The organism is Halomonas sp. AOP7-B1-5, from assembly GCF_052353045.1.
Lineage (GTDB): Bacteria > Pseudomonadota > Gammaproteobacteria > Pseudomonadales > Halomonadaceae > Vreelandella > Vreelandella colorata.
In genome coordinates this window covers 32,265-54,060 of sequence record NZ_JBQTDC010000010.1, presented here as the reverse complement: position 1 = coordinate 54,060, position 21,796 = coordinate 32,265, and the positions used below count along the sequence as shown (strand labels likewise).

Genomic DNA, 21,796 nt, shown 5'->3' with positions numbered 1-21,796 from the left:
GCCTCGCAGGCTTTATTAACACCTTCTATTTCATTAGCACCACTGTGAGTGCCAAAGAAGCCCTACTTATGCACGTTACATCAATGCGCTCTGCGCATCGTCCTGTACTCCGCTAATGCTGACATCGTCGCTGAGAGCAGCTACCTCCTCATCTAGATAAGCAGCATCATTCGCTTCAGAGGCCATGGCCATCATCATACCCATGTTCGAAGCGCTGGCTGCTTCCGCGCCCGCATCTCGAGTGATCTGGAAAGACGCCAGATCCATGGAGCCGCCGTTGAAGGTAATGCGCAGAACCTGAACGCCTTCCTCTAAATCCAGCGTCAGCGAGGGCCCATCGACATACACGCCCCAGTCGCCAGAGTTGGGTACCGCACCGCTGGCCTGCTCATAGAAGCCGCCATTTTGCTCCACCGCTGCGGTGATCGTGCGCCCGTCGTTGGGGCTTGAGGTAACGAACGACAGGGTATGATTTCCCGCCTGCTCAACGTTAATGGTGTACTCCAACCACTCGCCCTCATCCACCCAGCCGACAGCCTCTCCTTCCCCGACGATATCCACACCGTCGCCAGGGCGCACTTCTGTGCCGATCTGGAAGGCATCCGCGTCGTTGTAGGCAACGCCTTGACCACCCTCATCGTAGTTCACCGCATCGAGCGTCAAGCCATCATTGGCATCCACTAGCCATGGCGTTCCTTCAGCGTTGAACGCCTGCTGCCCATCGCGCGACAGAGTGAACGAGGCCAAGTCCATCGATCCACCATTGAAGGTGAGCCGCAATACCTGCTCGCCAGCTTCAAGCGCTACCTGAGAAGCATTGGTGGGCTGGAAGTTACCCCAGCCGCCGGTCGGCGATACCACCACCGGGCCGCTCGATGAGTACGGCGTACCGTCACCTTGAGTAAAGGTGGCTGTAATGCTGCGCTGAGAGCCGTTAACGTCCCCAAGCGCTGACAGGAAGGATAGGTCATAAACGCCGGCCTGCTGAATGTTGAGCGTGTATTCCACCCATTCGCCTTCATCCACCCAACCGATGGCATCGCCATTACCCACGATATCCACACCGTCACCGGGACGTACTTCCGTACCGATCTGGAAGTCATCGACATCGTTGTAGGCAACCCCCTGACCTCCCTCATCATAGTTTACGGCCTTGAGGCTGAAGTTACCGCCCACTAGCCACGCCTCACCATTGGCGGTGAAGGCCTGTTGACCGTCATCTACGGGGGCTTCTTCTACTGCTAGCGTAAAGCCTGCTTGCACGCTAGCCTGGCCGTCAGAAGCCGTAACGATAATGTCGAAGCTTCCCGCCGCGGTAGCCGTTCCGGAGAAAACTCCGTCCGGAGACATAGAAATTCCGCTGGGTAGGCCACTGGCGGTATACGTCAAGCTATCGCCATCGGCGTCGACAAACGCATCCACAGGCAGGCTGAAGTTAATTGCTTCCCCCTCCACCAGGGTGACATCGTCGATGCCTTCCTCTACCACCGGCGCCTGATTGACTGGGGTCTGATCGACGGGAGCCAGGTTGAACGAGGCCAGATCCATGGACCCACCGTTAAAGGTAAGTCGTAACACCTGCTCGCCGGCTTCAAGCGCTACCTGCGTGGTGCTGGTCTGGGTGAACGTTGTCCAACTGCCGGTTGGTAACACCCCTACCGGTGAAGCCGTTACGTAAGGCGTATCGCCCTTGGCAAAGCTCGCGGTAATGGAGCGGGCGGTCGAATTGGTCGAGGCCATGGCGGTCAAAAAGCCGAGATCATAAACACCATCTTCTGTCACATTAATGGTGTACTCGACCCATTCGCCGTTCTCTATGAAACCGATCGCTTGCGATGGAGTGGAGATATCCACCGCCTCGTCGGAGCGGAAGGAACCACCCTGGTGGGCGGCATCCGAGTCGTTATAGGCCACACCCTGGCCGCCGTTATCATACAAACGTGCCTCCAGGCTCAGCCCATCAGCGCCTACCTCCCAAGCGGTTTGGGTGTCGTTGTAAGCACTCTGGCCATCATCGACAGGCGCTACAAAGTCGAGGTTGAACGACGCCAGATCCAACTGACCACCGTTGAAGGTCAGCCGCAGCACCTGCTCCCCTTCCTCCAGATCGAAGGTCAGCGGACCCACGGTCTGGAAGCTGGTGAAGCTACCGGTGTTGGGAAGACTCTGCACCTGCGATGGGGTGTAGAACTCGCCATCCTGCTCGAACGCGGCGGTAATCGTCTTGCCACTGCTCGTCGCAGAGGTTGAGAAGCTCAGCGTATAGGTGCCCGCTGTTTCTACGCTTAAGGTGTACTCGACCCACTCACCATCCGCGATGTAACCCAGTGCCTCGGTACCGTTTGAGATATCGACCGCCTCGTCGGAGCGGAACGCAGCACCCTGATGGTCTGGCGTGGTGTCGTTATACGCTACGCCCTGGCCGCCGTTGTCATACAGCTTCGCTTCCAGCGCCAAGCCATCACTGCCCACCACCCAGGCGGTCTCACTAGCATTAAAGGCGGTCTGGCCGGTTGGTTCAGGGTTATCGAGGAAGTTCGGCACGCCGTCGTTGTTATCGTCGTCGTACAGATCCACCCGGCCGTTGCCGTCGGCATCCTCCGCTCCTGTCGGGTCGTAGGGGGTAACGTTTTCGACCAGGAAGATATTGTCGTTGTAGTCGTAGTTCACCCCGGCATAGTCCTGGATCACGATATAGGTGTCAGGAATGACGTTGCCCGCGGCGTCCTTGGCGATATACACGCGGATCAGATGGCCGTCGCTTGCGTCCCAGTTGAGATTGGTGCCCGGGTTACCAATGGCATCAATAGTGTCCTCGTAGAGGTTAGCATCCGGATCCGACCAGGAAATGTAGCCCTGACGGCCCGATATCTCAGCGAAGAAGCCAAACGGCGCATCACGATCCAGGGTAGTTATGGTCAGCTGGTTGCCGTTGTTAAGCGTGCGCGGCAATAACGTCTGACCATCCGCCTCGTCGTGGGCCAGAATTTCATCACGGTTGCGGCTATCCACATCGTGGATGAATAGCCGAGCCACATCGCCTTGGGTGTGATAGGCCGCCAGCTGAGAGATCTTGATTGGTGAGCTGCCCTCAGCACGCTGGAAGTACGGTGCCAGAATTTCGTCACCATTGGCTTCCACCAAACCACCCTTGTTCATCTGTCCTTCAGCCACATTGGTGGTGTAGCCGAAGGCGTTGATGATTTCCTGGACCAGGGGCTCTTGACCGCTTTCAGACTGGTTTTGAGCCAGGCCCGCCAGTTGGATAACCTTTTCGCCCTCGTCGGCATCGCTTGAATTGATGATCAGGCTCGCTTCATAGAGGCTTGCATCGTTGGGGTCATTGGCAATAAAGCGCACCGTCACATCAATGGCCTCACCAGGCTCCAGCGTCACCGCAGAGAACGCCTGGGTAAGTTCGAACAATGTCGTATCGCTGACCTCGATGCTTTCGATATCAAGGTTCTCAATACCATCGTTTCTGAGCGTGATGGTTACTTCATCATGCACCATTTGCGCCGCGTTGGCCGGGTTCTCGATGCGTGACATCACCAGGCGGTCATTGGACGGCACGCCGTCGTTATTAATCACCGTGAGTTCACCACCGATCACCGGCGTCACGCCCTCAATGAGGAACATGTTGTCGTTGTAATCGTAGTTGATGCCGGTGTAATCCATGATGCCCAGATAGGTATTGGGAATCACGTTGCCGTTAGCATCCAGCGCCCGGAACATACGCACGGTGTAGCCCCGTTCGATGCCTTCAGCATCGGCTGGCGGCGTACCACCACCTTGGGGATTAAGCGACGGGTCGGTGGAAAGATTGGCAACCTCAATCCCAAACACACCCTGGCCGGTCCAACTGCCGGGAATATCGTCAAGCGAGAAGCTCGCGGTAGCGAACTGCCCATTGCTTTTTACCGGTAGAAGGGACTGGTTATTATCTCCCGCATGGTTGCTGAAGATGATGTCCTGGTTTTTATTTCCTGGATTATGGATGCCCAGGGTTGCACCACCATCGCCGTGGTAGGCCGCTAACTGAGTAATCTTGGCTTCCCCGACGCCATCTGCCAATGCCCAATAGCGCGACATGACTTCATCATCGTTAACGGGCCGATAGAGATCGAAATCGTTGAGCACGGAGTTCTCTCCGCCGCCCACCGTGGTCAGGCCATCGATACGGTTACCAAAGCCAAACACTTCCCAGACTTCATTGACGTTGGGTTCCCAGCCGCCCTCGTCACGCGCCTGCCAGAAGCCGGCCATATGGATCTCAGCCACCGGCGAATCAGCGTCATTGGTGACCAAACGAATGCGGCCTTCGAACACACCATCTCCCGCGTCGTTGGTAGGTGCTGTATAGCTGCCACGGTCGAACAAGACCGTCACCTCAAGCGATTCACCGGCGGCGAGCGTCAAGCCTTCAAAGACGCTGGGGTTTTCCAGCACAAACGGGCCTTCAATATCGGCGTCAAGTATCTCAAGCACATCGCTGCCGGTGTTGGAGATCGTGACCGTCGCGCTTTCCTTGAAGTCGCGATTGGGGTTCGAGGCGCTGTCGTTCTCCAGATAGCTGAAGTGCAGCCGATCAGAGAAATAGGCAGCATCGCCGCTTTGCACCGCGATATCGGCATTATCGTTGCCAGAGACTGGCATTACATCCAAATAGTCCAGATCATCGGCGCCATCGGCCGTGGAAACGGCACGCAGGTTGTATTCCACACCCGCTTTGAGCTCGACATAAACACCCTCTTCGCCAGCCTCTCCCACGCCCGGATAGGCCAGTACTTTAACCGTCTGGCCGTTAAGGGTTAGCGACAGCCCCTGGCCATCGTCACCCCCGGCATTCGCCGCCAAGTCAAGGCGATAGAGACCGTCGGCATCGACCGTGAAGTAGAAGTCGGCGGTTAGCTCGTTAATGGTGCGAGCACTGTCGCCGCTCTCAAGCTCGATACGCGACCCATCCGAAACGTCGGCATATGCCGGGACGAAGTTATCGGTCGGCGCATTCGGCACCTGCAGCAGGTCGATGTTGGGACCCACGCCGTTCGGCGCAGTCAGGGTAACGGTATTGCTGCCCGCTTGTAATGTCACCAGGGTGTTTTGGAAGAACCAGTTATCCTCGGCGGCGTTGCTTTGACCTTCAAAGTTCAGTTGTCCCAGATCGACACCGTTGATAGTCAGGCCCAGCGGGCGATCAGCTTTTGTCGTATCCAAGGCATAGCGGAAGCCGATGTCGTAGCTACCCGCCTCGCTGACATCAATGGTCCAGGTAATCGTCTGATCGCCCGTTCCATCAAAGTCGACAAAGCCGTCACCGGAGGCATTGCGATCATCGTTACTCGAAAGCACTACCACCGGGCCATCCAACGTCGCGCTTTCGGCTTCATATTGGATCACGTCCGGCGTGGTATCCGGCGTGCCTTGCAGGATTTCCAGCTGATCGATATTGGGGCCGGTATTGGCAGTGGCTTGCAAGCGCACCGTATTCTGGCCGCTGACCAACGTGGCCGCCACGTCTTCGGTCAACCACTCGGCCCAGGCCGCGTCACCGGTCAGGCCTGGCGGCGGGCTAAAGTCGAACACGCCGACACTGACATTGTTGACGAACACCTCAAGAGGACGATTGGCATCGCCACCGTTGGCATAGCGCAGCCTGAGTACCGAATCGCCTGCCTGAGCGGCGCTCAGATCAAAGGTGAAGGTGAGGAAGTCGACGTTAGTAGAGCCAAAATCGGCATAGCCTCCCAAAACACCATCGTTATCGTTGGTATTGCCATCCACACCGAAGGATCCCGGGCGCAGGCCGTTGGGCAGGCCTTGGGTAGTTTCCGGGTTACTGGCATCGCGGATCTGGATCTCGGCGCCAGCACCGGTGGCAATCGTCACGGCGGTGCCGTCATCCGGCGTCTTATCTTCTGCCTGAATGATCAGCAGCGATTCCAAATCACCTGGTTCGGGATCAACCGGATCCACCACTCCACCCGGCGCCGGGTCTAAGCGAATGATTTGGCTCTGGCCATTACCGCGGTTCAGCGTCAACACGTAGAGCTGTCCAGTAACCGGGTTCTCGATAATATCCAGCGGATCTACATAGGTGATAACGTTGCCGTTAGGATCGCGCAGCACGTCATCACCGATCACATTGCCGTTAGCATCCAGCGTGATTGAGCGAATGTCGTCGCCACCCGAGTACTCGGTGAACAGCACGTTACCTTGCAGGTTGCCGCCGAACACGCCACTGGTGTACTCCACCGCGCCGTTGGGTGAGCGGTTTTCGCCAAGTGAATAAACGCCAGAGATATCGTAGGTGCCCTCAGGGTTGGTGCCGACAGGATAGCGGTCAACCTGGTTGGGGTCGCTGCCGCCCGTCGGGTTGCCGCCATTCATGATGTACTCATCGCGCAGCGGATTGGGGTGACCGTAATAGCCCCCCTCAACGATCTTGAACAGATAGTCGTCCTGTTTTTCGACGTTGGTGTAACGCTCGTTTTCAGGCGTTGAAGGGTCGTCCGGTACGTTGCCGCCTGCCGCCGAGCCGTTGGTCGGCACATACAGGAAGCCGTTGGAGTGCCACACCAGGTCATAGGCGTTCCGCGCCCCGGTGGCGAAGATCGTCAGCACCGCGTCTTCGGCATAGGGGTCATAAAAGCTCTGGAGCACGGTGCCGTCAGCATCCTGCACCGTGGCGACACCACGCTCATCAAATACCAGGAATTCGCCGTTGCCCATGGGAATCGGATCATCCTTGGGATGGCCATCCGGGTCATCATAGCGCGTGTTCTGGCCGTTATTAGGCACAGGTTCAGTGGAGACATCAAAGCCTCCAGGAGGCGCATCGCGGGTCGGATCAATCTCCATCACGGCGGCGTTCAGCAGACGCTCGGGGCGGTTGCCCCAGGCGCTATCCGGTTCACCCATGGCCGAGTTGGAGCCTTGAATCAGATACAGCAGATGCGTCGGCACGTCGGGGTTGGTAGCCGCGTCATAATCCGGATTGGCGCGGAACTCGAGGCTGTTAGTCACGTGGTCGCCGTTAGAGCGCGGAAGCCCCGTAATGTAGGGCTCGGCGACACCGGAAAAATCGCTGCCGCCATCCAGGGTGATCTTGGTAATGCGACCGCTGAACTCCGGCACGCCGTTATCGCGCCCATTGAGCGGGATGGGATAGTTGTCGGTGATCCACAGCACGTTCGAATCGGTGGGATCGACCGTCAGGCCGATAATGCCCCGTCGGTCGTTACCGCTCTCAGCCCCCGCTTCGAAGAAGTAATCGCTTGGCAGCGAAAGCGCCTGACGGTTGACCAACGAGCCGTCGCTTGGATCGATGTCAAAGCGCAGGATCTGACCGCCAATGGTGGCCACGTACATGGTCGAACCGTCAGAGGTAATTTCAAGCGACGTGAAGCCAAAGGCGTTGTCTGCGGCGCCATTGAGTTCAACCACATCGTTGAAGGCCACGTCACGGGCAACCACCTCGGGCGTTTCACCAGTGACGAAGGTATTGGTGTATTTCTGGAACTCACGGGTCGGCGCCAAAGCGTCATCGTTAGGGCCACGGTCCTGAAAGCCATCAATTACTAACGTATAGCTGGTAAACGGTTTGAGTATGCCGCTGGGCGAAATCGTCAGTGAGTCGAAACCGCCCGTCGTATTGACGTTAAAGGAAACCTCCTCGCCGGTGACCGTTTCAAACAGCTTTACAGAGCCATCGTTAAGGCTCTCAAGCAAGGCTCCGCCACGCCCGTCGACCACCGAGATACCTACGAAAATATCCGAAGTCGGGTCAACGCCGGTAGGAATAGCGCCATTCTCTGGATCAAGATCAACCTCCACCTCGTTTTGCCCGACACCGGCAATAGCCCGCGCATCGGTGAAGAAGGCGTAATCCTCTGGGGCGGCGCGGTCATCGTCCGGGGTCAGGTCCGGCAGCGACTGAATCTCAATGTACTGGATCTCAGTGTTCTCGTTATCCAGGCCCATAGAGTCCAGCGTCAGACGGCCATCAGTGACCTGCACGATACGAGTCACGAGGTCAGAACGTACACCATCGGTGTCGTCGGCCGGGTTACCGTCGGCTGGGAAATCATCTGGTCGGAAAGGCGTGAAGGGGTCGTTGAACAGCTCGCCCTCCGCGTTCAGCACATTGCGGCTGTCGTAAGGGCCTGAGGTATCGCCAATCGAAATGGTGACCTCATAGTAGCCGTCGGCAAGCTCAATCTCCCAACCGGCGCGTACATAGTTGCTTCCGGGCTGGTCAAAGTGGGCATAGGTGCCCTGGCGTGGGTCGAGACCCGCGATATCATCGGTACGGTCATTGACCGCCACGCTGGTCAGGCTCGATATATCCAGCGGCGTAGTGCCGGGTTCACCATCGTAAATCGACGCTTCGGTCACCCAGCCGTACTGGTAGGTTTGGCCATCGATGGTCACCGACTGAGTGCCGAAGGCTTTACCGTTATCGGCGATATACCCTTCAGGCACCGCTACTCCTTCTGGCTGGAAGTTTATCTTGACCGAGAAGCGCTCACCCGGCTCTACCACGTCCGGCGGCTCGACACCGTCACGGGTAATGCTCAGGCGGTCGATATTGGGGCCCGCTGCGGTCAGATTCTCCAGCCGGATGGTGTTGCTGCCCGCCTCGAGTTCAACCTCGATCGTGGTATCCGTCCAGTTCTGCCAGTCGGTGGTACCCACGCCGGTTGATACAAAGGCCAGGCTGCCCTGGGACTCACCTCCGACCAGAATATCCATGGGCCGGTCAGCACCGTTGCTGCCCGCATTGGCATAGCGCACGGTCAACGTATAGGTGCCCGCCTCATCGGCGACAACATTGAAGGAGGCGGCGTCGCCAATATCACCGCCCATATCCAGATAGCCGCTTCCCGTAAAGCCATCCCAGAGGCCATCGGCACCGGCGGCCTCGTTAGTTTCAGGATTCGCGGCATTGCGCACCTGGGTATCCAATGTGGTGCCTACGTTATCCGGATCATCGATGGCTAGCGCTTCGCCCTGAATCTCGAAGGTAAACGGTGCAGGAGGCGTTTCGCCATCATTGAAGTCGAATACGATCTGATCGATATTAGGGCCGTTAGCCACGCCACCATTGGCCGCCGTGGGAATCGTCAGCGTTAACGTATTGGCGCCCTCTTCGAGCGTTACCTGTATCTCCTGCTCAAGCCACGCATCCCAAGGGTCATTGACGCCATCATCTAGGGCATTGGTAAAGGCAACTTGGGGTTGTCCTGCACCATTAACCGCCAGATCCAATGGCCGAGGCGCAGTCCCCCCGTTGGCATAGCGGATGGTGGCGGTGTAGGTGCCCGCGGTGGGCGCATCAATGTTAAATGTGATTTGGTCACCCGCATCGGTGCCGAAATCCATATAGGCACCGCCTACCGCACCTTCCCGGTAATTGCCGAAGTCATCGGGATTGCTTGCGTCCACCGTACGTGTAACGGCTCCTTGGGCCGTGCCGCCAACGTCGGTAACGACGGCGTCTTCACCTTGCACGGTAAAGGGCTCCACCACTACGCTGCCATCGTCGATGGTGACGCTATCGCTGGCTTCAGCTTCGTTACCCGCAGCATCTGTCACGATCAGCGTCACGGTAACGTTACCGCTCTGACCGCTGAGATCCACGCTGATATCGCCGTTTGCTGCAGGCGTTACGGCAGTGCGAGTGGCGCCGCCATCAAAGCTGACTTCATAGGCCACGATGTCGTCATCGGCACCGGCAACATTAAACATTGCCGTGGCGAGCTGGCCGGGCTCCAGAGTATCGTCGGCAACAGTCAGGCTCAGGTTGCCATCTTCATCTGCGCTGTCATCGACCGGGATCGGGCCGCTGCCCTCCTCGGTGATTTCAATGCGGTCGATATTGGGGCCGGTGGTCGCGCCTGCGGGAATAGCCAGTGAAACACTGTTACTGCCAGCCTCAAGGGTGATCGTAACGGTTTCAAAAAGCCAGTGGTTGAATCCTTCCTCGGGGCCGGTGCCATCGGGATCAGTACTGGCAAACGGCAGCGCGTCGACATCACTTCCGTTAACGCTAAGATCAAGCGGGCGACCGGTGTTGCTGGCGTAGCGAATATTAAGATCGTAGCTACCCGCTTCCGGAACCGTGATCGCAAACGTTATTGCATCACCCGCGGTATCGCCGAAATCAAGGTAACCTTCACCCGTGAACCCGGGTCGCAAGCCGTTGGGCAGGTCGGAATTGTCTTCGAGATTATCCGGATCACGAATGGTGGTAACGGTAGCGTTTGAGCCATTATCCAGGATGGTCAACACGCCCTCTTCGGCCTGAACAGCGAAGGGGATAAATTCGGCAACCTCCGCGTCATCTTCACTCACGCTACCACTGGCCGTGGCGGCGGTACTGTCGATAGCGAAGCTGTCATCCGTGGCGCCCGTAAGCGTGACGGCGACCGTCTCGGTGCCGTTGTCCTCATCATCGTTGGCTACATCAACCGCGAGCGTAGCGACGCCGTCGGTAAAGGTCACGGTACGGGTCTCGGCGACACCATCAATTTCTAGTGCAAGCTCTACATCGCCACTGAAAGAGTCCGAGGCGCTCAAGGCGAAGTTCAGCGTCGTGACGCCCGTATCGCCACCTTCTACGACCGTATCCGCATCAGCGATGCTGATCAGGATGGTGGGTTCAGGTTCAGGATCGACGCTGCCCATAGGCACAAACTCGATATAGTCGATGCGCGCGTACTCCAACGCCGTCGAGTTGGCGGTGAGCGTCAGGGTGGCGTCATCGCCTACGGTCACATCGGTAAAGGTGACGGTGCGGAAGTTTTGAACCTGAACGCCGTTGCCGCTGTCGGCATCATCATCAAAGACCCAGTTGCCGCTGAAGCTTTCGCCTTCGGCGCTGCCGATACTCAGCTGGGCGGTGCTTTCACCGTCGTTTTCATCGATATAGCCAACAATAATGGTGTAGGTGCCTGCTGCCACCTTGCCATCCAGTAAATAGCTCGCGGTGCCTTCGCTGTTGCCGGGCATGCGAATGGCCTGACCGCCATCAGCGGCCGCTATGTTCTCAACGGTGAAGGTCGTCGCACTGTCGAAATCTTCCGCCTGTAGGCGGATTGGGTCGGCGGGAACGACAAGCTCTTCATCATCTTCACTCACACTGCCCGTCGCCGTTGCGGCAGCGCTGTCAATAGCGAAGCTATCACTCGTAGCACCGGTGAGCGTGACCGCGACGGTCTCGGTGCCGTTGTCTTCGTCATCGTTGGCTACATCGACGGCGAGCGTTGCCACACCGTCAGTAAAGGTGACCGTACGAGTCTCGGCGGCGCCATCAATGTCGAGGGAAAGTTCTACATCGCCGCTGAAATCATCCGAAGCGCTCAAGGCGAAGTTCAGCGTTGTGACGCCCGTATCGCCCCCTTCGACGACCGTATCCGCATCAGCGATGCTGATCAGAATGGCGGGTTCAGGCTCAGGGTCGACGCTGCCGGTGGGCACAAACTCGAAGTAGTCGATGCGCGCGTACTCAAGGGCGGCCGAATTAGCGCTGAGTGACAGGGTGGCGCCATCGCCTACGGCTACATTGGTAAAGCTGACGGTGCGGAAGTTTTGGATCTGAGTACCGTTGCCGCTCTCGGCGTCGTCATCGAATACCCAGCTGCCGCTGAAGCTTTCACCTTCTGCGTTGCCGATGCTCAGTTGGGCAGTGCTTTCACCATCGTTTTCATCGATATAGCCGACAATAACGGTATAGGTACCCGCGGGCACCTTGCCATCCAGCGAATAGCTCGCCGTGCCTTCGCGGTTGCCGAGCATGCGAATCGCCTGGCCACCATCCGCGGCGGCAATATTTTCAACGGTGAAGGTGGTTGCACTGTCGAAATCTTCCGCCTGTAGGCGGATTGGGTCGGCGGGAACGACAATTTCTTCATCATCTTCACTGACGCTGCCGGTCGCCGTTGTGGCAGCGCTGTCGATAGCGAAGCCGTCACCCGTAGCGCCAACGAGCGTGACCGCGACGGTTTCGCTGCCATTGTCTTCAGCATCATTGGCCACATCGACCGTTAGCGTAGCCACACCGTCGGTAAAGGTGACAGTGCGGGTCTCGGCGACGCCGTCAATGTCGAGGGCCAGTTCCACGTTACCATTGAAAACCTCCGTGGCACTCAAGGCGAAGCTAAGCGTAGTAACGCCTTCATCACCACTCTCGACGACTGGATCAGCGTCAGCGATGCTGAGCAGGATGGTAGGTGCCGGCGGCGCAGCTTCCAACAACGCTATCTCAAACTTATCGATATTAGGGCCGTTGGCACCGCCCCCCAGACGCAGGGTGTTACTACCGGCATCCAGCGTGACCTCAATGGTTTCGGTGGACCAGCCTTCCCATTCGGTCTGGCGAGTCGGATTCCCACTAGTGGGTGCTGCCGGTTGGTTGGCCGTCGGCACATCACTGACATCATCCGGATAGTAGCCGGGCTCCGCCGTTGTGGCGAAATTAAAAGTACCTAATGGCGTAGTCGAACCAGCATCAACCAGAGAAAGATCCAACGGGCGACCGGAGCTACTTGCATAGGTCACCGTGACGCTATAGGTACCGGCGGTGGCGACATCCAGCGTGAACTCACCGTAAGCATTGGCGTTATTTAAGGCCCAATCAAGATAGCTTGCGCCCTCGGCGCCCACTCGGAAAGTTTCGCTGCCGCTCGTAAAATCGGCAATATTGTCGACGGTCACTACCCGGTTGGTTGCACTGTTGTCGTTATCAACCGTTGGAGAAAGCACCAGGTCTTCCCCCTGAATCACATAGACGTCAGGATGCGGCGCGCGCACTTCCAGATAATCGACGTTGGGCCCGCTGGCACCGTTGGACGTAAAGGTAACGGTGTTCTCGCCGGCCTCAAGCTGCACACGGATGGTGCGCTCACCGAATTCGCTAAAATCGGTTGGAGTGGCATTTAGAGTGGTGCTGGGAAGGTCGAACATGCGATCCACCAGCTCGCCGTTAACGTCCAAGCGCAAGGGACGGTTTCGATCAGAGCCGTCATCGTTCTGGCTAAGCGCATAGCCCAGCCCTAGCTCGTACTCTCCCGCTTCGGCAACGCTGAATGTGAACGTCAGCGTCTCACCACCGTTGATACCATCGCCATAGTCTACATAAGCTTGACCATCGGCATTGACGGCATTCGGCTGCAGAACGGGGTCGCTAACCACGTTAATGCCAGGGCCCGAAGTAGCCGCCCAGGCGCCATCACTCGCATCGGCATCTTCGGCTTGTATACGCAGTGGAGAGAAAGTGTCGGGCGTTACGGCCAACGCGGCCACCGGGGCTTCATCAGCCTGTAACAGTATTGTTTCGTAGGTAGCCTGCTCAATGGGCTCACTCTCTGGCGCCACATCAAGCTCAATGTCCATATTCGAGCCTGGCAACACCTGACCAGACGCATCCAACGCTTCCAGGCGAAGCTTTAACATTCCCAAGGCAGGCGTGGGTAAATCATCAAAAACAAAGGGGCGCTCAACGCTCTCAAATGTTGAGATCTCGTTGCGACCATCTTCCCAGATCATCCTGAGTGAATGAATAGACGGCTCCCAAGGAGAGGCATATGGCGTTACGTGAAGCTGGTTGTCATGGAAGGTATCCCTGCCAAAGCGATCTCCCTCATTAATGGAACTCAGCAGAGTGTTCGCTTGGCCGGCAAAAAAAGACATTGAATACATGGTCTACCCCTTGGCTTTAATTATTTTTTATAAGCGCACTCGATATGCACTTATGAGCACCCATTAACCGTTCCTTTTCTCAGCAGGCTTATGAGTGTAAAGCGCACGTTTAGCATTAACCGTGCTGAGGAGAGAACTGGCTATTCGAGAGTCTAACCGGGCTTTCTAGAGTGACAAGTTGGGGTATTTGACATACTTATTTACCAAAATGTTACTAAAAAATAAGCAGAGTCATTTTTTTAAGTAATTTAAAATCAATGCATTAAAAAAAATAAATAATTAAACCTAACTCCGTACAGATGAAGCACCAGATAAAAAATAAGCGATTTTAATTACCAAAATAGCTTTATTACTTCGTAAAAAATATTGCACGATAAAAAAACAAACCATTAGTATTCAAAACAAATAAAACTAAAAAAATGGTCACTTGGTTTCAAAACAAACCTGATACGCTGATTAATAACTCAATAATAAAATTATTTAAAACCTGAAACACAAAAATCTCTTAGTAAAGTTAGCCAACAGGCGATTAGCGTCTCATGCCAATCCTGCTCATAGACTCGCAAGATTAACGTTGCCGTGTCGTGAAACGGGGCCGCAAGAGCAATTACAACAATGCCCTGGAGCTAGGCCATGTCGAAATTTGATAACGACTCAGATCTTAAGAAGGTGCTGAATACCTGCAGGCGCAGCTTTATCTACGTTGGGCTGTTCAGTTTGTTTATTAACTTACTGATGCTGGTTCCACCGCTCTATATGCTACAGGTCTACGATCGGGTTATTACCACGCGGAGCCAGGAAACGCTGCTAATGCTGACTCTGGTCGTGGTGTTCCTGTTCGTGGTCATGGGTGGATTGGAATTAATGCGCTCTCGAATCCTAGTACGGGTTGGCAACCGGCTTGATGTACTGATTAGTCAGCGGCTTTATTCCGCGATGTTCAAACGCACTCTGATGATGCCCGGTAAGCCTTCGGCTCAGCCGCTAAATGATCTTACAACGCTGCGCCAATTTCTTTCCGGCAACGGCCTGTTTGCCTTTTTCGACGCGCCCTGGGTGCCTATCTATATCGCCGTTCTGGCGATGTTTCATCCATGGTTCGGGCTCTTCGCCCTCGGAGCCGGAATTATTCTGGCGATATTGGCCGTTATCAACGAGATGATTACCAAATCGCTGTTAAACGATGCCAACAGCCAGCATGTGCTCGCCCAGGATTTAGCTAACAGCAACCTTAGAAACGCTGAAGTGCTTCACGCCATGGGTATGCTGCCCGGCATCATGGGCCGTTGGAGCGCGCGGCACCGCGAGTATCTGGTTCTACAATCAAAAGCCAGCGACCGGGCCGGTTTGATAACTAACACTTCTAAAGTGCTCAGGCTGATGTTCCAGTCGTTGATTCTAGGCCTGGGCGCTTATCTGGTACTGGCCGGCGACTTAACCCCCGGCATGATGATTGCCGGGTCTATCCTGATGGGACGCGCGCTGGCGCCTATTGATCAGATGATCAATGGCTGGAAGGGCTACTCCGGTGCCCGCACCGCACGCGCCCGCCTTGAAGAGCTGCTTCATACCATTCCAGCTGAAGAGCCGCGGATGCCGCTTCCCAAGCCCAAAGGGCGCCTCGTGCTAGAGGGCGTGACCGCGGCGCCTCCCGGGCAGAAGCTAGCGACGCTACGCGATATCAATCTGGTGCTTGCCAAAGGAGAGCATCTGGCCGTCGTTGGCCCCAGCGCATCAGGCAAGACAACGCTGGCCCGCGTGGTACTTGGCATCTGGCCAAGCCAGTTTGGGTGTGTGCGCCTTGATGGCGCCGATATCACCCAGTGGAACCGCGCAGCGTTAGGCGCTCACATCGGTTATCTGCCCCAAGATATCGAGCTGTTCGACGGCACCATCTCTGAGAATATTGCCCGCTTCGATGAAGTAGATGCCCAGGCGGTAGTGCTCGCGGCACAGCGGGCGGGTGTTCACGAAATGATTCTGGAGCAACCCAACGGGTACGACACATGGTTATCCCATGGCGGAAACGCCCTTTCGGCAGGCCAGCGCCAGCGCATCGGCCTGGCACGGGCGCTCTATGGCCAGCCAGTGCTGATAGTACTGGATGAACCGGATGCCAACCTGGACGAAGCGGGCGAACAATCACTTGCCAACTGTTTGATCCGCCTACGCCAGGAGGGCACCACGGCACTGATCATTACCCACCGCTCACGCCTGCTACATAACGTCGATAAGGTACTGGTACTTAGAGAAGGCCAGATCTCTTCGCTCAAACCACCTACCCGAATGGCGCCCGTCACCAAGATGACCGCCGATGGAAATCGCCCCGTGCAGCCCCAGCGCGTGGCCGCCCTGAAACCCAGTGCGCGCGGCCGTAATAGCAGCGAGGACACCCAGTCATGAATATACAAAATCCCCCAGGTTTCAGCATGCCGCAAGCGGCTAACGATGAGTTACCTCTGGAAGATAGGCGCTACCGACGGCTGGGTATCGCCATACTCATTATTGCCGTTGGCGGTTTTGGCAGTTGGTCGGTATTCGCCAACCTGGCCGTCTCGGTGGTTGCGCCAGGCTCTGTCTCGGTCGAGAGCTTTACCAAGACGGTGCAGCATCTGGAAGGCGGCATCATCGAGCGCATCCTGGTTGAGGACGGCGACCACGTAGAGGCAGGCGATGTATTGATGGTGCTTGACGATACCCAGGCGCGCTCTCAGCTGCAGGTCACCCGTTCTAACTATCTGATTAGCCGGGCGACCGAAGTGCGCCTTCTGGCTGAGCTAAGCGATGCTGAGACGCTCAACTTTCCTGAGGAGCTGACCGCATCCGACAACCCGCGGGTTCAAGAAGTAATGGATGTCCAGCGCCGTTTATTTGACTCCCGCCGCGAATCTTTATCTAGCACCCTGGCCTCGCTAGACGAGCAGATCGTGCAGATGAACGAGCAGATAGAAGGCTTGACCAATACTCAGAACATCAACCAGCGGCGCATCAGCTCGCTCGAAGGTGACGCCGCCAGCCATCGCCAACTGTTTCAAAGAGGCATGATCAGCAGCCAGAGAATGCGCGAATTGGAACGTGAGAGCCTGGAGTACCAGAGTTTTAACGCTCAACATGCATCTGAAGTCGCCCGCCTGCATTCTCAAATCAGCGAGAACGCGCTGCAAAGGCAGGTCCGCCGGCAGGAGTTTCAGCAGCAAGTCGGCGAGGCACTGCGTCAGACTCAAAGCGAAGTCGCCGATGCTGAAGAGCGTCTGAGTGCGCTTCTGGATAAGGTAAACCGTACCCAGGTACTGGCGCCGGTTTCCGGCACGGTGGTAGGCCTAATGGTGCATACGCTGGGAGGCGTTATCCGCTCTGGCGACCCGCTCCTGGATATTGTGCCGACTAATGTCGGCTTCATTATTGAGGCCAAAGTGGCTGACCATGATGTCGATCACCTCTACATAGGTCAGCCGGCGGAAATTCGCTTCAGCGCTTTCAACCAGCGTTTATCCAATGTCATCGACGGCGAAGTCATCCACGTAAGCGCCAACAGCTTCGAGGACGAAGCTACCCGGGCACGTTATTACAAGGTCCGCTTGCGTGTGACCAGTGCGGGTGAAGAAAATATGACCGAGTCCATGAAGCTACTCGCCGGTATGCCTGCTGAAGTGATGCTGCGGACGGGGGAAAGAAGCTTTTCCAGCTACATTGCAAAACCCCTGACCGACATGCTGGCCCGCGCTATTCGTGAAGATTAAGCGATAACCCAGCCGAGGCGGCATATCGAAAAGCCCACTGCCGCCTCGCGCTTTCTTACAAACTGGCTGGCTTTTCCGGCAGTGGCTGTTCTCTACCGTTTGCGATACGGTCTGTCATATTATCCGCTGCGTAGAGACCACTATGGCTGAAAGCAAGAAACTGCTGATCATTGCCCACGCGCCCTCTGAGAATACCCAGAAGATGTTGGAGGCCGTGATTAATGGCGCAACCAATCCCGACGTAGAAAACGTACAAGTACGCTCTCTTACCCCGCTTGAAACACAGCCCGACGACATCAATGCCGCTAGCGCCATTATTCTAGGAACAACTGAAAACCTAGGCTATATGGCGGGTTTGATGAAAGATGTGTTTGATCGATGCTACTACCCGTGCCTGGATAAAACCGAGGGCTTGCCGTTCGCGTTTTACGTTCGGGCTGGTCATGATGGCACCGGCACCCAGCGGGCCATTGAAAGCATTACCAAAGGATTGCGCTGGAGACTGGTGCAAGACCCGTTTATTTGCCGGGGAGACTTTCAAGCAGGATTCATTGACCAATGCGAGGAGCTAGGACTGGCAATGGCGGCCAGCCTGGAAGCAGGTATTATCTGAGCGCCTTATTCCTGAGTGCCTTATTCCTGATTGACTTATTCGCAAAAACGGCGCCCAGGGGCGCCGTCTGTCTATTCGAGCCGCTTATTTACTTCAAGCGCTCGCTTACTTCAAACGTTCAAATACGGTTGCCACACCCTGCCCCATGCCGATACACATGGTCGCTAAGCCAAGCGTGGTATCGCGCTGCTGCATGACGTTCAATAGCGTGGTGCTGATACGTGAACCTGAGCAGCCCAGCGGGTGACCCAGTGCGATCGCGCCGCCATGCAGGTTGACCTTTTCATCCATAGCATCCAGGAAGCCCAGATCTTTTAAGACCGGCAGACTTTGCGCTGCAAAAGCTTCGTTAAGCTCGACAGTCTGGATATCGTCCGACGAAAGGCCAGCGGCCTTCAACGCCTTTTTAGAGGCCGGCACCGGGCCATAGCCCATAATTGATGCATCACAACCTGCCACACCGGTGGAGAGCACTTTAGCGATAGGCTCCAGACCCAACGCCTGGGCGCGCTCGTAGCTCATGATAGCCATGGCCGAAGCACCCACTGAAAGCGCTGACGACGTACCCGCCGACACGGTACCGCTACGCGGATCAAACACCGGCTTAAGCTGGGCCATGGATTCAAGGCTTGCATCGGAGCGGATCACTTCGTCATTCTTGAACAGCACTTTAAAACCGCGCTGATCGTGGCCTTCAACACCAATAATTTCGTTATCGAAGTAGCCTTTTTCCATTGCCGCCTGAGCACGCTGGTGCGAACGCACGCCAAACTTGTCCTGATCCTCCCGGGTAATGCCGTGCATCTTACCCAGTAGCTCAGCGGTCAGACCCATCATCATGGAGGCTTTGGCAGCGTATTTGCTGATCGCCGGGTTCACATCGACACCGTGAGCCATGGGCACGTGCTCCATATGCTCAACGCCGCCGATGATATAAAAATCACCCATACCCGCTTTGATATTCGCCGCCGCAATATGCAGCGCGGTCATCGAAGAACCGCACAGGCGGTTAACCGTCTGCGCCGGTACCGAGCGTGGGATGCCGGTCATGATCGCCGCATTACGGGCGATATTCATGGCCTGCTCAAGGGTCTGGTTAACGCAGCCCCAAATCACATCATCCACTTCCGAAGGATCCAGGTTGGGGTTACGCGTAAACAATGCCTGCATGACCGCAGCGGACAGGTTTTCCGCACGAACGTTACGAAACGCGCCATACTTGGCTTTTGCCATGGCGGTACGTACACCGTCGACCACCACGATATCTCTGGGATTCAAACTCATCTTATTTCTCCTGTGCGCGGTGACTTAGGCCTGACCGGGGGCGGCGTAAAACTGCTCGTTGTTTTGCGCCATCTGACGTAGCTTGTCCGTCGGCGCGTAAAGCGGGCCGAGTTCTTCAGCCAATCCTTCAGCCAGCTTGACGAATTCAGCAACGCCCATGGCATCAATGTAACGCAGCGCACCACCGCGGAAGGGAGGGAACCCAATACCGTAAATCAACGCCATATCCGCTTCGGCAGGCGTATCAACGATGCCGTCTTCAAGACAACGCGCCGTTTCCATGCAGAGCGGTACCATCATGCGCGCTATGATGTCCTCGTCGGAGAACTCTTTCTGCTCTTTAACGACCTCTTTGATTAGCGCGTAAGCCTGTTCGTCAGTCACTTTCTTGGGCTTGCCCTTTTTATCCTCTTCGTAGGCGTAGAAGCCCTTGGCATTTTTCTGGCCCAGGCGCTCGTTTTCATACATCACCTGAATCGCAGTTTTGCCTTCACGCGCCATACGGTCCGGGAAGCCTTCTGCCATCACTTCATTGGCGTGAACCGCCGTGTCCATACCCACCACATCCAGCAGGTAAGCAGGACCCATTGGCCAGCCAAATTTTTCCATGACTTTATCAACACGCTGAAAGTCGGCGCCCTGCTCTAACAGGAAGCTGAAACCGCCAAAATAGGGGAACAGCACGCGGTTAACTAGGAAGCCTGGGCAGTCGTTAACCACAATCGGCGTTTTACCCATCGCGCGGGCGTAGGCAACCGTAGCAGCAACTGCAACGTCAGAGGTTTTCTCACCGCGAATAACTTCGACTAACGGCATACGGTGCACGGGGTTGAAAAAGTGCATGCCGCAGAAGTTTTCCGGACGCTTAAGGTTCTGGGCCAAGCGGTTGATCGAAATCGTCGAGGTATTGGATGCAAGGATAGTATTTTCGCTCACCATGCCTTCGACTTCGGTCAACACCGCGTCTTTAACCTTGGGATTTTCCACCACAGCTTCGACGACCAAATCGACATTACCGAAATCGCCGTAGGAAAGCGTGGGGCGGATGTTGGTCAGCTTTTCGGCCATTTGCTCATTGGTGAGCTTTTTACGCTCGACTTGTTTGCCAAAAAGCTTGCGAGCTTCTTTCAAGCCCAGCTCAATGGCCTCATCCTTGATGTCTTTCATCAGGATGGGGGTACCTTTGGAAGCGCTTTGGTAGGCGATACCGCCACCCATGATACCCGCCCCCAGTACCGCCGTTTGCTTAACCGGCTGGGCCTGTTTTTCATACTTGCCGGCTTTCTTTTTCACCACCTGATCGTTCATGAACAGACCGACCAGATTAAATGCCACGCTGCTCATGGCCAGCTTGGCAAAAGCTTTTGCTTCGATAGCCTGGGCGCGCTCGCGCTCTTCACCAGCCCCTTTTTGAATAACCTTGATAGCCTCGATCGGCGCGGGATAATGTGGACCGGCTTTGCCGGCGACATACCCTTTGGCGGTTTCAAACGCCATCATCTGCTCAATGGCGTTGAGCTTAAGCGGGCCTTTTTTCTCTGCGCGGCGCGCCTGATAATCAAGCTCACCGTTATTGGCGCGGTCGAGAATATCCAGCGCCGCCTCGTCTAGCTGTTCGGCGCTAACCACTGCGTCCACAGCGCCTACTTTCAAAGCCGCATCGGCGCGATTCTCAGTACCACCGGCAATCCACTCAACCGCATTGTCAGCGCCGATCAACCGCGGTAAGCGCACACATCCGCCCCACCCCGGGAGAATGCCCAGTTTGGTTTCGGGCAGGCCAATCTTGGCTTTTTCGCTCATTACGCGAAAATCGGTAGTGAGCAACACTTCGCAACCGCCGCCGAGGGCAAGGCCATTGATGGCAGCAACGGTTGGGAAAGGAAGATCTTCAATCGCATTAAAAATATCGTGTACCTTGAGATTCATCTCCTCAAGGTACGCTTCACCCTTGGTAAACAGGCTGTGAAACTCGGTGATATCCGCCCCGACGATGAACGCGTCTTTGCCGCTACCAATCATCAGGCCCTGCAAGTCGTTTTCCGCCTGAAGAGCGCTAACGGCCTCTCCCAGTTCGGTAACAACAGCGCTGGAAAGCTTGTTTACAGACTCATCTTTTAAATCAAAAATGAGCCGTGCGATATGATGGCCACCCAGGGTGTCACGACGCTCCACCGTGATGGCGTTGCCTTGATAGATCATCCGTGCTCTCTCCACAAGTTGAACTGGCGCCCTGTCAGCAAGTTCTCAGCAGGTTCGCCGAACATTTCATACGGTCGTTTGATAGCATTAGCTTGGTTGAGTAATCGACCAACGTCAAGCCCTGACTTTTGGCTAATCCCCGCCTTATTGCGACCCTTCTTAAGCGTTTATCGTTCGCTATTGAGGACACTTTCAGGCTATTGCATACCGAGCGTCGACTTTTGTCGAAAACCCAAGGATCATAGTCGTTTTATTT

The 21,796-nt window shown here is 56.0% G+C and carries 6 protein-coding genes; 3 read left to right on the top strand and 3 right to left on the bottom strand.

Annotation, left to right across the window (positions count from 1 at the left end):
• Positions 1-75: 75 nt before the first annotated feature.
• Entirely contained in the window at positions 76-13,701 is a 13,626-nt protein-coding gene (locus ACT3XD_RS07345; RefSeq protein ID WP_225736107.1) for a carbohydrate-binding protein, read from the bottom strand.
• A gap of 633 nt (positions 13,702-14,334) precedes the next feature.
• Here ACT3XD_RS07345 and ACT3XD_RS07340 point away from each other — a divergent pair.
• From ACT3XD_RS07340 to ACT3XD_RS07330, 3 genes are all read left to right on the top strand, one after another.
• A complete protein-coding gene (locus tag ACT3XD_RS07340; protein ID WP_192537652.1) occupies positions 14,335-16,104 on the top strand; it encodes a type I secretion system permease/ATPase in 1,770 nt (589 codons plus the stop codon).
• Positions 16,101-17,441 carry an HlyD family type I secretion periplasmic adaptor subunit gene (locus ACT3XD_RS07335; protein ID WP_192537653.1) on the top strand — a complete coding sequence of 447 codons (1,341 nt, stop codon included), beginning with the start codon at positions 16,101-16,103 and terminating at the stop codon, positions 17,439-17,441. The genes ACT3XD_RS07340 and ACT3XD_RS07335 overlap by 4 nt, the downstream gene beginning before the upstream one ends.
• A 142-nt stretch (positions 17,442-17,583) precedes the next feature.
• On the top strand, positions 17,584-18,054 hold the full coding sequence (locus ACT3XD_RS07330) for a flavodoxin family protein (protein WP_192537654.1): 471 nt from the start codon (positions 17,584-17,586) through the stop codon (positions 18,052-18,054).
• Between the two features lie 105 nt (positions 18,055-18,159).
• Here the strand turns inward: ACT3XD_RS07330 and fadA are convergent, their stop codons facing one another.
• On the bottom strand, positions 18,160-19,338 hold the full coding sequence (gene fadA / locus ACT3XD_RS07325; protein WP_192537655.1) for an acetyl-CoA C-acyltransferase FadA: 1,179 nt from the start codon (positions 19,336-19,338) through the stop codon (positions 18,160-18,162).
• Between the two features lie 24 nt (positions 19,339-19,362).
• On the bottom strand, positions 19,363-21,540 hold the full coding sequence (gene fadB, locus ACT3XD_RS07320; protein ID WP_192537656.1) for a fatty acid oxidation complex subunit alpha FadB: 2,178 nt from the start codon (positions 21,538-21,540) through the stop codon (positions 19,363-19,365).
• Positions 21,541-21,796: the final 256 nt, after the last annotated feature.

Bases quoted from the DNA above. Each gene is read 5' to 3' on its own strand.
- fadB (WP_192537656.1), bottom strand. From the start codon at position 21,540: ATGATCTATCAAGGCAACGCCATCACGGTGGAGCGTCGTGACACCCTG.
- ACT3XD_RS07345 (WP_225736107.1), bottom strand. From the start codon at position 13,701: ATGTATTCAATGTCTTTTTTTGCCGGCCAAGCGAACACTCTGCTGAGT.
- ACT3XD_RS07335 (WP_192537653.1), top strand. From the start codon at position 16,101: ATGAATATACAAAATCCCCCAGGTTTCAGCATGCCGCAAGCGGCTAAC.
- fadA (WP_192537655.1), bottom strand. From the start codon at position 19,338: ATGAGTTTGAATCCCAGAGATATCGTGGTGGTCGACGGTGTACGTACC.
- ACT3XD_RS07340 (WP_192537652.1), top strand. From the start codon at position 14,335: ATGTCGAAATTTGATAACGACTCAGATCTTAAGAAGGTGCTGAATACC.
- ACT3XD_RS07330 (WP_192537654.1), top strand. From the start codon at position 17,584: ATGGCTGAAAGCAAGAAACTGCTGATCATTGCCCACGCGCCCTCTGAG.